The sequence below is a fragment of the Algoriphagus pacificus genome, assembly GCF_017254845.1.
Taxonomy (GTDB): Bacteria; Bacteroidota; Bacteroidia; order Cytophagales; family Cyclobacteriaceae; genus Algoriphagus; species Algoriphagus pacificus.
The window spans coordinates 181,058-194,875 of the sequence record NZ_JAFKCU010000003.1 but is presented as its reverse complement, the minus strand read 5'-3'; the positions used below and the strand labels follow the sequence as shown (position 1 = coordinate 194,875).

General features: G+C 39.1%; 13 protein-coding genes and 1 tRNA gene. 7 read left to right on the top strand and 7 right to left on the bottom strand.

What is annotated here, in order from left to right; all coding sequences use genetic code 11:
• Positions 1-2 precede the first annotated feature (2 nt).
• Entirely contained in the window at positions 3-458 is a 456-nt protein-coding gene (locus J0A69_RS13330) for a peroxiredoxin (protein ID WP_206587101.1), read from the top strand.
• Here the strand turns inward: J0A69_RS13330 and J0A69_RS13325 are convergent.
• The gene (locus J0A69_RS13325) at positions 447-1,097 is read right to left on the bottom strand and encodes an ABC transporter ATP-binding protein (RefSeq protein WP_206587100.1); all 651 of its coding nucleotides are present in this window, start codon (positions 1,095-1,097) and stop codon (positions 447-449) included. The two genes, J0A69_RS13330 and J0A69_RS13325, sit on opposite strands and share 12 nt — an antisense overlap.
• A 243-nt stretch (positions 1,098-1,340) precedes the next feature.
• Between J0A69_RS13325 and sucC the strand changes: the two genes are divergently transcribed.
• Complete coding sequence (sucC, locus tag J0A69_RS13320) at positions 1,341-2,555, top strand: ADP-forming succinate--CoA ligase subunit beta (protein WP_206587099.1); 1,215 nt, start codon at positions 1,341-1,343, stop codon at positions 2,553-2,555.
• A 20-nt stretch (positions 2,556-2,575) separates the two neighbouring features.
• A tRNA-Arg gene (locus J0A69_RS13315) sits at positions 2,576-2,649 on the top strand.
• Positions 2,650-2,975: 326 nt separating this feature from the next.
• Here J0A69_RS13315 and J0A69_RS13310 read toward each other — a convergent pair.
• Positions 2,976-3,872, bottom strand: coding sequence for a DUF3078 domain-containing protein (locus J0A69_RS13310; RefSeq protein ID WP_206587098.1), 897 nt, complete (start codon positions 3,870-3,872; stop codon positions 2,976-2,978).
• Positions 3,873-3,920: 48 nt separating this feature from the next.
• On the opposite strand from J0A69_RS13310, the gene J0A69_RS13305 reads away from it, so the two are divergent.
• From J0A69_RS13305 to J0A69_RS13290, 4 genes are read left to right on the top strand one after another with little or no spacing between them, the layout of a single operon-like run.
• A complete protein-coding gene (locus J0A69_RS13305; RefSeq protein ID WP_206587097.1) occupies positions 3,921-4,196 on the top strand; it encodes a DUF202 domain-containing protein in 276 nt (91 codons plus the stop codon).
• Positions 4,197-4,199: 3 nt separating this feature from the next.
• Positions 4,200-5,981, top strand: coding sequence for an SLC13 family permease (locus tag J0A69_RS13300; protein ID WP_206587096.1), 1,782 nt, complete (start codon positions 4,200-4,202; stop codon positions 5,979-5,981).
• Positions 5,982-6,027: 46 nt separating this feature from the next.
• Positions 6,028-6,237 carry a hypothetical protein gene (locus J0A69_RS13295; protein WP_206587095.1) on the top strand — a complete coding sequence of 70 codons (210 nt, stop codon included), beginning with the start codon at positions 6,028-6,030 and terminating at the stop codon, positions 6,235-6,237.
• A 1-nt stretch (position 6,238) separates the two neighbouring features.
• Complete coding sequence (locus J0A69_RS13290; protein ID WP_206587094.1) at positions 6,239-7,126, top strand: Ppx/GppA phosphatase family protein; 888 nt, start codon at positions 6,239-6,241, stop codon at positions 7,124-7,126.
• 15 nt (positions 7,127-7,141) lie between these two features.
• Here J0A69_RS13290 and ppk1 read toward each other — a convergent pair whose 3' ends face one another.
• The 5 genes from ppk1 to J0A69_RS13265 form a co-directional block, all read right to left on the bottom strand.
• Positions 7,142-9,268: a polyphosphate kinase 1 gene (gene ppk1, locus J0A69_RS13285; protein WP_206587093.1), complete on the bottom strand. Its 2,127-nt coding sequence runs from the start codon at positions 9,266-9,268 to the stop codon at positions 7,142-7,144.
• A gap of 113 nt (positions 9,269-9,381) precedes the next feature.
• The gene (gene gyrB / locus J0A69_RS13280; RefSeq protein ID WP_206587092.1) at positions 9,382-11,340 is read right to left on the bottom strand and encodes a DNA topoisomerase (ATP-hydrolyzing) subunit B; all 1,959 of its coding nucleotides are present in this window, start codon (positions 11,338-11,340) and stop codon (positions 9,382-9,384) included.
• Positions 11,341-11,501: 161 nt separating this feature from the next.
• Positions 11,502-11,885: a CoA-binding protein gene (locus J0A69_RS13275; protein WP_206587091.1), complete on the bottom strand. Its 384-nt coding sequence runs from the start codon at positions 11,883-11,885 to the stop codon at positions 11,502-11,504.
• Positions 11,863-12,831 (bottom strand): GNAT family N-acetyltransferase, encoded by a 969-nt coding sequence (locus tag J0A69_RS13270; RefSeq protein ID WP_206587090.1) that lies wholly within the window; start codon positions 12,829-12,831, stop codon positions 11,863-11,865. Before J0A69_RS13270 ends, J0A69_RS13275 begins: the two co-directional genes overlap by 23 nt.
• Entirely contained in the window at positions 12,828-13,643 is an 816-nt protein-coding gene (locus J0A69_RS13265; RefSeq protein ID WP_206587089.1) for a 1-acyl-sn-glycerol-3-phosphate acyltransferase, read from the bottom strand. Before J0A69_RS13265 ends, J0A69_RS13270 begins: the two co-directional genes overlap by 4 nt.
• Positions 13,644-13,818 lie beyond the last annotated feature (175 nt).

Genomic DNA, 13,818 nt, shown 5'->3' with positions numbered 1-13,818 from the left:
CTATGGCACTAAAAAAAGGAACAAAAGCACCGGATTTTTCCCTACCGGCTACTGGAAATAAGAACATCAGCTTATCTAAGAATTTAGAAGGAAAGGCACTGATCATATATTTTTACCCCAAAGACTTCACAAATGTATGTACAGCCGAAGCCTGTGAATTCCGGGATTATTTTGAGGATTTCAGGGAACTTTCCATTCCGATCCTTGGAATCAGTCGAGATGATATTGCAACACACGAAAAATTCAAAAAAGCCAACAGACTTCCTTTCGATCTGCTTTCAGATGTTCATGGTAAAGTTTGTAAAGCATATGATGCTTTGATCCCTTTGATAAAAATGCCAAAGCGGATCACTTACCTACTGAATGAAAAACATGAAATTGAAGCTTCTTTTTCTGAAATGTTTGAGGCCAAAGGACACATTCAAAACATGTTGAAAAAACTGAATTCAAAGAATTAAACCATCCTTCATCGTAACCTTTCTGTCAGCCATTCCAGCCAGGTCTTCATTGTGTGTGACAATGACAAAAGCTTGCCCTAATTCTTTTCTTAGGGTAAAAAAGAGTTCATGAAGGGTTTTCGCATTTTCGGTATCCAGATTACCACTTGGTTCATCCGCAAATACCACAGAAGGATCATTGATCAGGGCTCTTGCTACTGCTATTCGTTGTTGCTCGCCTCCAGAAAGCGTAGCAGGCTTATGATCTAACCTGTGACTAATGCCCAATAGTTCTGCCAACTCCCCCGCTCTTTTAAGTAATTTGTTGCTCTCTGAACCTTTGATCATTCCCGGAATTTGGATGTTTTCAGAAGCTGTAAATTCGGGTAATAGATTATGGAACTGAAAAATAAAACCTATTTGCTCATTTCTGAATTTGGCCAGATTTTCTCCTGATAACTTGAGAAGGTCTTTTCCATTCATAGACAAAGTCCCTTCATCCGGCTTATCCAAAGTACCCAAGATATGTAAAAGAGTACTTTTGCCAGCTCCTGAGGAACCGACTATAGAAACTATTTCAGAAGCAGAAATTTCGAGGTCCACTCCTTTTAATACATGAAGATTTCCGTAGTGTTTGTGGATGCCACTGGCTTTCAGCATGGTAAGATTTTTTGCGAGCTTAAAATTAGAATAAATCCCTTCCAGATATGCAATGGAATAGCAATAAACAGCATTTTTTGGGAAGAAAGGCCAAATCTACGTTTGATTTATCGACACTTTGAGCTTAACTTCGGGCAAAAATTTTCATAGGTTGAAATCGAGCATGATTGAAAAGTCATAGGGGGTATTAACCCCAATCATGCGAGATTCCATGCGACAATTGAGAAAAAAAACCATACACACATGAATATTCACGAATATCAGGCTAAAGAAGTATTAAAAGGTTATGGAGTTCGCATTCAGGAAGGTATTGTAGCCGACAGTCCAGAAGCAGCTCATGAAGCAGCAGTTAAGCTAAATGCTCAGACCGGAACTTCCTGGTATGTGATCAAAGCTCAAATTCATGCCGGTGGCCGAGGAAAAGGTAAAATCCAGCAAACTGGATCAAACGGTGTGGTTCTTGCCAAAAAACTAGAAGATGTAGCTGAAAAAGCTAAAAATATTCTGGGTGGGACTTTGGTGACGCATCAGACAGGACCGGAAGGCAAAGTAGTAAACAAAGTGCTAGTTGCAGAAGATGTATACTACCCAGGAGCATCTGAGCCTAAAGAATATTATTTGTCTATCCTATTGGACAGAGCTAGTGGCAGCAATGTCATCATGGCTTCTACTGAAGGTGGTATGGACATCGAAGAGGTGGCTGAGCACTCTCCTGAAAAAATCATTAAAGAGTGGATCGATCCTAAAGTAGGACTTCAAGGTTTCCAAATCAGAAAGGTAGCTTTCAAACTAGGTTTGACTGGAACTGCTTTCAAAGAAATGGTGAAATTCATCGCTGCTCTTTACAAAGCATACGAAGCCACTGATTCTTCTCAGTTTGAGATCAACCCAGTTCTTAAAACTTCTGACGATAAGATTTTGGCTGTTGATGCCAAAGTAAATTTGGATGATAATGCGCTATATAGACATTCAGATCTAGCTGAATTGAGAGATTTAGCAGAAGAGGATCCATTGGAAGTAGAAGCTGGCAAATCAGGTCTAAACTATGTGAAACTGGACGGAAACGTTGGTTGTATGGTAAATGGTGCTGGACTAGCGATGGCTACCATGGACATGATCAAGCTATCGGGTGGTGAGCCTGCTAACTTCCTAGATGTAGGAGGAGGAGCAAATGCTACTACTGTTGAAGCTGGTTTCAGAATCATCCTTCAGGATCCAAATGTAAAAGCAATTTTGATCAACGTTTTCGGCGGTATCGTAAGATGCGATAGAATCGCAAACGGGGTGGTTGAAGCTTATAAATCAATTGGTGACATCCGAGTTCCAATTATTGTAAGATTACAAGGAACCAATGCAGTTGAAGGTGCAAAAATCATCGACGAATCTGGACTAAAAGTTCAATCTGCGATTACGCTTAAAGAAGCTGCTGACAAAGTTCAGGCAGTTTTAGAAGCATAAAATTCTGAAAATATTTTCAGGCACGCGTAGTTCAACTGGATAGAATATCGGATTTCGGCTCCGAGGGTTGAGGGTTCGAATCCTTCCGCGTGTACTAAAGCTCAGACGAAAGTCTGGGCTTTTTGCGTTTAAAGAAAAACAAGTAATTCAATTGAGCGCTGAAACAAACAATATTCCTTTACTTCTCAGCATATCCAGCAGTGAAAGAAAATGAAATTTTAAAATAAATAGGATTATTCGAAGATGAAGATGGAGTAAGGCAAAAAAGATCAAAACAGCCTTTTAGGCAATAAAAAAGCAGGAGAAGATCTCCTGCCCTTTATTTGAAAACTAAACCAACTATTATTTAACTACCACAATGAATTCAAAAATAATACAATTATAATTAAATCAAAATCCCAAATAAAAATTTGTTAATTTTTATTTCTTCTCAGGAAAGTTTCCTCTCTTAAAGGCAATACCTAAAGCAAGCCCTTGGCTAAATTGGATTTTATCGTCTTGATCAATGTCGTAGATACTTAAACTTGTTAAGCTCACATTTATCAGATTTGAAACTTTGGCAGTGAAGCCAATGTCCAAACGATGATCTATTGTATCAAATGCAAGTGTTTCATAATTGGCAAACATTTGATATCTCATCATGAAAGTGAGGTTTTCTGAAAGCTTTTTATTCCAATCAGCAAGAAGGTTAAATGCCAACCACTCTGTTCTCACGGTCTCCCCTATCTCTACCCCATAATTCGTTGGTACATTTAGATACAAATCTGTATCCATAACAAATGTCCATCGAGGAGCAAAAGGTGAGATCCTCAGACTAAACTCATCATTTGGCTTATACTCTACACCCAGTGAAGTAGTCAAATATGCTGGATTCATAAATTTTGAAATCAGCATCTTCTCATCCTCAGTAAAATCATATCCTGGTGCGAATTGGGAAAGAAAGTTGACTGCAAAAAAGTAATTCCATTTATCGTTAATTTCGTATCCAACCTTTGAGTCCAAATAAATCCGATCATTGGATTTTCTTCCGTCTTCATCTTTGTTTTTAACAACACCATATTGAAAATCCAAGGTGTTGTCCCAAGTCCATTTCTCTTTGGCATAATTTGCTCTGCCAAATAAATAAGTTCCTATGGCCACTGAATTCACTCCACCACCTTGCCAGTTTCCACTAAAAGATGCCTGATTCAAATTCAAACCACCACTAATTTCTTTAAGCCAATAACTGGTGTCTGCAGGAACAATTGCCGTCTCTTCTTGGGCAAATAAATTCCCGACTAGAAAAAGAAGGAGGAAAAGTGTAGAAATTCTTTTCATAATTTATAAGATTAGAAATAAATAAATTTTAAATAATATAATACAAATATGGATAATGACTTTGAAAGAGAATTAATTATTCGAGATTATTTAGCAAGGCAAAGAACCACCCTGGCCAATCAGCGTACATTATTGTCTTTTGTGAGGACCTCACTCTATTTTTTAGTGAGTGGAATTGCTCTATTTGAAGTGGACAAATTAGACCATGTAAGGGAACTAGGCTATGTGGCATTGGGATTGAGTTTCACGATTTTGATTTTGGGTTTAATCAGCTTCTTTGGAGTGAAACAAAAACTCAAAAAAGGAAATTATCTTACTATGTAGCCTATGACGTTTGAAATCGGCCTAACACTTTCCATCATTGGTGTAGCGGTAGTTCTTTTTTTCACAGAAAAACTATCCATCGACACCGTTTCCATCGGAGTGATGGTCCTTTTCTTATTGACAGGAATCCTGGACGTCAAAGAAGGATTGGCGGGATTTTCAAACTCTGCTACCCTGACTGTTGCGGCAATGTTTGTTCTCTCAGCGGCAATCTTCAGCACGGGAATTCTGGATTCTTTTAGCTATAAACTTAGTAAGCAGGCCGAAAAAAGTGAATTTAAACTGCTACTTACTCTAATGTTAGCAGCAGGACTTTTATCTGCTTTCATCAATGACACTGCTGTTGTTGCGCTACTCATGCCGGCCGTCATTCAAATTGCAAAAAACAACCAGATCCCAGCATCCAAATTACTCATGCCCTTATCCTTTGGTGCTTTAATGGGCGGGGTCTGCACGCTTCTGGGCACGAGTACCAATATCCTTGTCAGCGGGATTGCCGAACGCTCAGGACTTCCAGGTTTTGGGATCTTTGAAATGACGATTATGGGATCCATTTTCCTAGTTATTGGGATCCTTTACATGCTTTTTGTGGGCCGCTTTCTTTTGCCAAAAAGAAAAAACAAAGAACTCTTCGGAGACACCATTGATCTAGGGAACTACCTATCTGAATTACTTATCGAGTCTGATTTTTCCCAATTAGATGAGCCGGTGTCTAAGCAAAAACTTTTCAGCCAGCTTCCTGTAAAGCCACTTCAGATCATACGGGATGATGACAGAAAAATCAGGGTTTATCAAAACACAGCAATTCAAGAGGGTGATTTAATCCGTTTCAGTACGGATAAGGAGACAATTGAAAAGTTAAAATCCTACCCGGGTATAAAACTTAAAGCCGAATTAGTCTGGAATGAAGATTTAGTGACCAGTGATGAAGAAAGACTGTATGAAGCCGTAATTACCCCCAACTCCTTCCTAATCAACAAGAGCATCAAAGAGCTGAACTTTAAGGAACTGTTTAATCAAGTGCTGGTAATCGGCATCAGACATAGATCAGGAATGCTAAAAACGCTGCTTACGCGGACTAATTTGGCTTCCGGTGACATCTTATTGCTTAGAGGAACAGAAGAAAGCATTCAAAGCGTTCAGGAAACAGAAGGACTCTTATTGATCTCTGAAACCAAGAACAAGAACCTGAATAAAAGCAAGATTTTTCTTTCTCTGCTCATCATGGTCAGCGTATTGCTGCTTTCCATTTTAAACATCTTTCCCATTGTAGTCTCAGCTCTGGCTGGTGCAGTGGCAATGGTAATCGTTGGAGTAATTAATACGGAGCAAGCTTATAAAGCTATAGACTGGAAAGTTATCCTTATGCTGGCAGGAATCCTGTCCATGGGTACGGCACTTGAAAAGACTGGGGGCTCTGCCCTACTGGGAGAATCCATTGTAAATATCCTGGGAGGATTTGGTCCTAGGTATGTGTTAAGTGGGATTTTCGTCTTGACCTTCTTATTGACCAACGTAATGTCAAACAATGCCACTGCTGCCCTGCTTGCCCCTATCGCGATTAGCGTTGCCGAAAGTATGGGAGTAGATTCAAGACCTATGTTAATGGCAGTAACTTTTGCTGCAAGCCTTAGCTTTATGACACCAATGGGATACCAGACTAATACCATGATCTATGCGCCTGGAAATTACCTTTTTAAGGATTATTTGGTTGTAGGCACTCCATTAAACATTTTATTCTGGATAGTCGGCACCATAGGCATTCCGATTTTATTTCCATTTTAATCGCTTTTCTGGCAGCATACTTGTGTCTGAAAGTTTAAAAAAACCTATGAAAATTTTTGGCTTCATTTTGATCATCGCTGGAATAGCTATGTTGTTCAGCACTAGTTTCAGTTTCACAACGAAAGAGAATGTAGTCGATGCTGGCCCTATTCAAATCAATGCAAATAAGAAAAGAGAAGTTACATGGCCTTCTTATGCAGGCGGAGTAATAATAGCCGCGGGAGTTGTTCTGGTCGCAGTATCCAAAAAGAAATAATTTGAAATTAGCAGCAGTTGATATCGGTTCGAATGCGATTCGTATGCAAATCACCAAGGTGACTCAGTACGAGGGTGTGATCAATTTCAAAAAAATTGAATACCTCCGATTTCCATTGCGTTTGGGTTTGGACGTTTTCCATACTCAAAAGATCAGCGAAGTAAATCGAAAGAAGTTTATCAAACTGATGCGTGCCTTCAAAATCCTCATTGATCTCTATGAGGTAGACGATTACATGGCCTGTGCAACTTCTGCAATGCGTGAAAGTAACAACGGGAAAGATATTGTAGAAGAAGTAAAGGAAGAAATTGGCTTAAAGATCCAGATTATCGATGGAAACCGAGAGGCCGAGCTTATCAATAAATCATTGGAAAGATACATTGATGAAAGAGCTTTTCTTCACATTGATGTTGGAGGAGGTAGTACCGAGCTGAATATTTACAACAAAAAGCAAAAGATAGCTTCTAAGTCATTTCAGATTGGATCTGTCAGAGCTTTGGAAGAAAAAGTACATGCCCCTGTTTGGACATCTATGGAAAAATTCATTGAAAAACACATAGATCCAAAAACCAAAATCATCTCAATCGGCACAGGTGGAAACATCAATAAAATATTTGAGCTTACCGGACCTAGGAAGAATAAGCGCTTTTTGGATTTTGAAAAAATTGGTCAAACGCTGGATTACCTCCATTCATTTACCCTGGAAGAACGCATCAATAAACTGAATCTCAATGAAGACAGAGCAGATGTAATAATCCCAGCTGGAAAAATCTATCAACGAGCAATGTCAATTGCTAATTCGCATCGGATGTTGGTTCCTGATCTAGGTCTTAAGGATGGAATGATGCAGGTTTTGTATGAAAAGAATAAAACAAAAAAGCCTCTTTAACAGAGGCTTTTTTGTTTAAGATTCAACCAGTTGAACTTGGGCAACTTTATCAGGATCTAAGTTGAAAAATTCTTTGTGAACATTGAATTCTTCTTCATCTCCTATCGGTCTTTTAGCTACAAATGTGCCGTCCTCTTGCATCACATAAGCATTTACGTTATCTCTCAGGTTAAATGCCAGAATGTTCATCAATTGCTTTTCCAGCAATGGAGCTTCAACCTTGAATAAGGATTCCAGTCTTTTATCAAAACTTCTTACCATCATATCAGCACTTCCTGCATAGGTTCTGGTATTTCCATTATTATGGAAATGATAGATTCTACTGTGCTCCAAGAAATCTCCGACGATGGATATTACTTCAATTTTATCACTTAAACCCACTCGTTGAGGTCTCAAACAACAAATACCTCTTACGATCAGCTTAATCGTAACTCCTGATTGAGAAGCACGATAGAGCGCATAGATTGTTTCCGAATCTTCTAGAGAGTTCACCTTGATGAAAATCCCACTTGGCAATCCATTTCTGGCATTCTCCGCCTCCTGCTCTATGTACTCAATCAATTGATTTCGCATATCTCTAGGAGCAGTAATCAGATTTTTGTACTGACTAGGCATGGAGTGGCCTGTGATTACATTAAAGAACTCTGAAACATCATTTGCCAAGGTTTCATTGGTGGTCAAAAGACCGATATCCGTGTATAGTCTTGCCGTATCTTCATTGTAATTCCCAGAGCCTAAATGAACAAATCTGGTGATTTCATTTGCGTCTTTTTTGACAATTAAAAGAAGCTTTGTATGGGTCTTCAAATGAGTAATCCCATAGATGACAAAGCATCCAGCTTTTTGAAGTCTTTTCGCCTCACGGATATTGTTCTCTTCATCAAACCTAGCTTTTACCTCAAACAAAACTGATACGTGTTTCCCGTTTTCAGCAGCTTTCAATAAAGCCTTTGTGATCTGACTGTCTTTTGCCAAACGGTAAATGGTCATTTTGATAGCCATGACATCAGGATCTTCTGCGGCTTTATTGATCAGATCCAAAATCGAATCAATATTGTTGTAAGGATGATGAAGAAGAATATCCTTTTCCTTCAAGGTTTCAAAAATATCAGCTCTTCCTTCTTCAGGATAAGAAAGTGGATTTACCGGAGGATGAACCTGAGGTAATCGTTCACGGAATCTCTTATTACCGACAATCTGCCAAAGACCTGTAAAATCGATCATGCTCGCTCTTTTGATCAGAAAAACAGAATCCATTTTTAGATTCCATCTCTCCAAAAGCGAGTTCAACATCCATTTGCTATAGCCCTCTTCAATTTCAATTCTAACTACCCTGCCCGTCTTTCTCTCCATCAGTTTACGCTTCACTTCTTCAAGGAAGTTGGCATCCATATCTTCAGATTCCTCAAGGGTAAAATCTCCGTTTCTGGTAATTCTGAATAAGCTTATACCTTCAATTTCTACATTTCTGAAAAGAGAAACGATATTCTCTCGGATCACCTCTTCGATGGGAACCAAAAGCAAAGAGTTTTCACGCTCTATTTCAAAAAACCTCGGAATGTTAGACGGGATCTGAACAAAGCTTAGCTTTTTCATATCCTTACGCTCTCCTGGGCTCGTCGTCACAACTCCAAACACCAAAAGCTTATTCATCAAAATCGGAAAGGTCCGATATCCGTCATAAACCATCGGGGTCAACATCGGATAGATCGCCTTTTCAAAATAGTCTTTGACTTTTTGTTGCTCAGCTTCTGTAAGCTTGGAAATATTACAAAGGCTAATCCCCTCCTCATCCAAACCAGGCAGAATCACTTGGGTAAAGTGATCATTTTGATCTTTGTGAAAAGTCTGACAATCACTCATCAATTTATTCTTAAAAGGCTCCTCACGAAGCCCAGAATAATCAACTCGCTCTTTGTCATAATCTAGGTAATTGTATAATGACCCAACTCGGATCATAAAAAATTCATCAAGATTCGAGGCTGTAATAGCCAAGAATTTCAATTTCTCAAAAATAGTTCTGTGCTCTTTTTTTGATTGGTCCAGCACCCGATCGTTAAATTTCAGCCAACTCAAGTCGCGGCTTACCAGATCACTTTTTTGGATGATGGATTCGTATTTATCTCTTACTGCCAGTTTCATAAAAGCTCAATATTTGGAGTGGCAATTTAAAATTCCTTTGTCAATCCCAAATTATCAATTTGTTAAAGAATGAAAAAGGGGCACAAGGCCCCTATTTGAATATCAAAATAGCCTTAAGTATCAATTTTGGCGTACTTGGCATTTTTCTCAATGAATTCACGTCTAGGTGCTACTTCATCTCCCATCAGCATGCTGAATAGATGATCTGCCTCAGCAGCCGAATCAATAGTCACTTGCTTTATCGTTCTGACAGAAGGATCCATAGTCGTAGTCCAAAGTTGCTCTGGGTTCATTTCACCCAAACCTTTGTATCTCTGAATTCCCACACTGTCTTCTCTTCCGTCTTTTGCCATTTCTGCAGTAAGAATTTTTCTTTCTTCCTCAGTCCAGCAATAGCGCTCATCTTTTCCTCTCTTTAATAAATAAAGCGGAGGTAAAGCAATATAAACGTATCCTTTCTCAATCAATGTTCTCATATATCTGAAGAACAAAGTCAGAATCAAGGTTCTAATGTGGGATCCATCAATATCAGCATCCGTCATGATGATGATTTTATGGTATCTCAAATTGGAAAGATCAAGTTCCTTATCGTCGTTAACTGTTCCGAACTTCACTCCAAGTGCAGTAAGGATGTTTTTGATTTCGTCGTTATCGTAAATCTTATGCTCGTGCGCTTTCTCAACGTTTAGGATTTTACCTTTAAGTGGTAAAATCGCCTGGAAATCACGATCTCTTCCTTGTTTGGCAGATCCACCAGCAGAGTCCCCTTCGACAAGATACAACTCACAAACTGTTGGATCAGAATTGGCACAATCTGCCAATTTACCAGGAAGACCGCCGCCACCAAGTACGTTTTTACGCTGAACCATTTCACGGGCCTTTCTAGCCGCATGTCTTGCCTGAGCTGCCAAAATCACTTTTCCTACGATGATTTTTGCTTCTTTTGGATGCTCTTCCAACCAAGATTGTAAGGTTTCCGATACTGCGGAATCCACAGCACCCACCACGTCGGAGTTACCCAACTTAGTTTTAGTCTGACCCTCAAACTGAGGCTCAGCAACTTTCACAGAAATAACTGCAGTCAGTCCTTCACGGAAATCATCACCAGCAACTTCAATTTTCAACTTATCCAACATGCCGGATTTGTCAGCATATGATTTCAAGGTTCTGGTAAGCGCTCTTCGGAAGCCGGTTACGTGTGTTCCTCCTTCGTAAGTGTTAATGGTATTGACATAAGAAACCACATTTTCAGAGTAGGAAGTATTGTAATTCATTGCAACCTGTACAGGCACAGAATTGATTTCTCCTTCAATGTAAATTGGCTCTTCAATAATTTTCTCACGGGTGTTATCAAGGTATTGAACAAACTCAACCAAACCACCTTCTGAATAAAATTCATCCGAACGTGGATTACCGTCTTCTTCAATCTCTCTCAAATCTTTCAAGTAAATCCTGATTCCTGCATTCAGGAAGGACATTTCTCTCAAACGGTTTGCAATAGTTTCGTATTTATATTCCGTTTGGGTGAAAATACTTGCATCAGGCTTGAAATGTATTTTTGTACCTCTTTTATCTGTAGTTCCAACTTGTTTAGCCGGATATTGAGGCACCCCAATTTTAAATTCCTGTTCAGTTATCACTCCATCTCTAAAAACCGTTGCTTTTAGATCCGTGGAAAGGGCATTCACACAGGAAACCCCGACACCGTGAAGACCACCAGAAACTTTATAAGTATCCTTATCAAATTTACCACCGGCGTGAAGTACTGTTAGGACTACCTCAAGTGCTGATTTTTGTTCTTTTTCGTGCCAGTCAGTTGGAATACCACGACCATTATCTTCAACAGTGATGGAATTATCCTCATTGACTACCACATGGATTGTATCACAATGACCAGCAAGAGCTTCATCAATGGAGTTATCGACAACTTCCCAAATTAGGTGATGAAGTCCTTTGATACCGACATCGCCGATATACATAGCAGGTCTCTTACGGACCGCTTCCAAACCTTCCAATACCTGGATGTTCCCTGCGCCGTAACCAGCAGGATTTTTAGCTTTTTCTTCACTCATATTTTCTGGAGAAAACCCTCAAAAAGGGCCTTAGAAAGGTGATTTTGTGTTCATTTTAAGATTACGCAAGATAGAAAAAAAAAGTGACTTAAGCCAGCTTTTTGCAAAGCTAGAAAATGGAAAAATCACTGGAAATATTCGCTCGCTTTACTGCCTGACAATCAATACTGTCCGGTACTGATCATGACAAGTGCACAGGCATTCAAACAGTCGATCCCTAGCGCTTCCGCTTCTTTGAAAAAAGAAGGGTTTTGAGCACCTGGATTAAAGATGATTCTTTGGGGTTTTAGGCTTAAAAAATAATCCTCCCACTCTCTTTGATGATCTTGATTCATATACATGGTAATGGTATGAATATCATCAATCTCTGGCTTCTCACGAAGTGGTAGAATTTCCTCTCCTAACACATTCCCTTTTTTGATTCCTATCGGTACAAAAGGAAATTTCATCCTACTCAAAAATGTGGCAGCTGTAAACGCATACCTGGAGGGATCAGTTGTTGCCCCGGCAATTAAGGTCTTCTTATTTGACTTCTCTGCTTCCATATACTCTATCCCGCTCAAACGTATCCATATGGCGATGCTTTTTGGTCTCGTATATATCGGCTAGGGTAATCAAGATCCCGGTCTCCTCTACTTCCCCAAACTCATCATTCAAGGCAGTACCGAATGTCATCATGGTTGGTGACAAATTCATGTAGGTATTGATCAAAGGAGGAATATTCTCTCCATAAGACCGGATACTTGAATTAAGCAATTTGTATCCTTCTTTGTATTCAAGCCCTTGAAATGGATTTCCTTTGCTCGGTAGATCTGTTTCATAGCCAAGTTTTAATTCACTCTTGGGCTTTACTAATCCCTCTTTATCAGGAAAATAATGGTTCATAAACATCAACAAGAAATCTCTTGCTTCCCGATTGTAATGAGGATACATGGTTACCTTTCCAAAAAGGTATTTGACATCAGGATTCAATAAAACTACTGCTCCCAGACCATCCCAAAGGTTGTCAAGGCTAAAAATCCCTTTTCTATTATCAATACTTGGTTGATACTTAGGCTGAACAAAAGACCTACCCAATTCGATGGTATAAGGAATAAATTCCTGGATAAACTTATCTGAAAAGTCGAATAAATGAGTTGTTGACAAATTCAAAGAACCATCTGGTTCAACCGCATTTTTGCAATTAATCAAGCGATAACCAGCTACTATTTCTTCATCTTCTGGACTCCAGGTGATCAACTGATCATAACAGTTTTCACAAGTATCATTTTCGTCTAGATCCAAGGCCATTCCAGTACCTCCGCCAGCAGCTCTGAACGTCAGTTCACGAAGTCTACCAATCTCTCTTACAACATTAGGAGCATTGTGGAAGTTGACCAGAAAAACCAGGTTATCCCCGTTGTTGGCGTATCGAAGAAACCGATCGGCCGTAAGTTCGGCTTTGATTAAAGCCGGCTCAACTGCTGGGATAATTTCTTCTTCCTTACTCATATTTGTCCTAATTTGTAAACTAATTCTTTAACTTCTAAAGCCAACTGGGCATCTGATTTATTAGTGGCAAGACTTTTATGACTTATCCTTTCACCAAGGTGAATCGTCACTTTTTTACCTTGCTGTTGATACATTTCATCTGCAAGATAAAACATTTCAATATTGGCCTTGATGCCAATTTTCTTTCTCCAATGAGCCAAATTGTAAAAAAACTTTGAATTCTTCCCTTCGATGAAGCAAGGAATTATATCTTTTTGATACTTTTTTGACTTAGCTATAAAACTTTTCTTCCATTGAAGGTCTCTGATGCCTTCTGGAAACTTCCTGGACACCAAACCAGCCGGAAAAACCATAACTGCATAATCTGCCGCATACACCTGATCAATATTGTCCAGATTTTTCTGAGAGTTCTTCCCAAGCTTATTTACAGGAACAAATATGGGTTGAAAGTTTTCGAATGACATCAATAAATCATTCACCAAAAAGCGGATATCGGGTCTGATTTTACCGATTGCATACATCAATGCAATCCCGTCCATTCCGCCTAATGGATGATTGGCAGCAATAATCACCCCTCCTGTTTTCGGAACTTGCTCTGCTCCCTTCAATTCAACTTCAATGTTAAATTCACGGATTACAGCTTCTACAAATTCCAACCCTCTCAAATGATGAATCCTGCTCATGATGTCATTGATCCAATCCTCATGGATGACATTTCGGATATAAGACAAAACAAACCCAGGCATCCATTTGAGGAGGCGTGGATTTTTGTCTTCAATCACCTTTTTGACATCGATAAATTTATCGGGCATGGACAATAATTCTTCTACTTAATGGGCGATAATCATAGAAATCAGAAACTATTCCCATGAAAAATAAATTTAAAAATAAGAAAAAACAGGGTTTTTAAATGGTTAGCTTCAAACTTTACCTTTACCCCTCTGAAAACCAATTGACTTATTTTTTTGTATTAATAAAAAGCTCTCA

Excerpts from the sequence above, each read along its gene's own strand:
- J0A69_RS13275 (WP_206587091.1), bottom strand. The coding sequence starts at position 11,885 with ATGGAAGCAGAGAAGTCAAATAAGAAGACCTTAATTGCCGGGGCAACA.
- J0A69_RS13330 (WP_206587101.1), top strand. The coding sequence starts at position 3 with ATGGCACTAAAAAAAGGAACAAAAGCACCGGATTTTTCCCTACCGGCT.
- J0A69_RS13325 (WP_206587100.1), bottom strand. The coding sequence starts at position 1,097 with ATGCTGAAAGCCAGTGGCATCCACAAACACTACGGAAATCTTCATGTA.
- gyrB (WP_206587092.1), bottom strand. The coding sequence starts at position 11,340 with ATGAGTGAAGAAAAAGCTAAAAATCCTGCTGGTTACGGCGCAGGGAAC.
- J0A69_RS13305 (WP_206587097.1), top strand. The coding sequence starts at position 3,921 with ATGGATAATGACTTTGAAAGAGAATTAATTATTCGAGATTATTTAGCA.
- sucC (WP_206587099.1), top strand. The coding sequence starts at position 1,341 with ATGAATATTCACGAATATCAGGCTAAAGAAGTATTAAAAGGTTATGGA.
- J0A69_RS13270 (WP_206587090.1), bottom strand. The coding sequence starts at position 12,831 with ATGAGTAAGGAAGAAGAAATTATCCCAGCAGTTGAGCCGGCTTTAATC.
- J0A69_RS13295 (WP_206587095.1), top strand. The coding sequence starts at position 6,028 with ATGAAAATTTTTGGCTTCATTTTGATCATCGCTGGAATAGCTATGTTG.
- J0A69_RS13300 (WP_206587096.1), top strand. The coding sequence starts at position 4,200 with ATGACGTTTGAAATCGGCCTAACACTTTCCATCATTGGTGTAGCGGTA.
- ppk1 (WP_206587093.1), bottom strand. The coding sequence starts at position 9,268 with ATGAAACTGGCAGTAAGAGATAAATACGAATCCATCATCCAAAAAAGT.
- J0A69_RS13265 (WP_206587089.1), bottom strand. The coding sequence starts at position 13,643 with ATGCCCGATAAATTTATCGATGTCAAAAAGGTGATTGAAGACAAAAAT.
- J0A69_RS13310 (WP_206587098.1), bottom strand. The coding sequence starts at position 3,872 with ATGAAAAGAATTTCTACACTTTTCCTCCTTCTTTTTCTAGTCGGGAAT.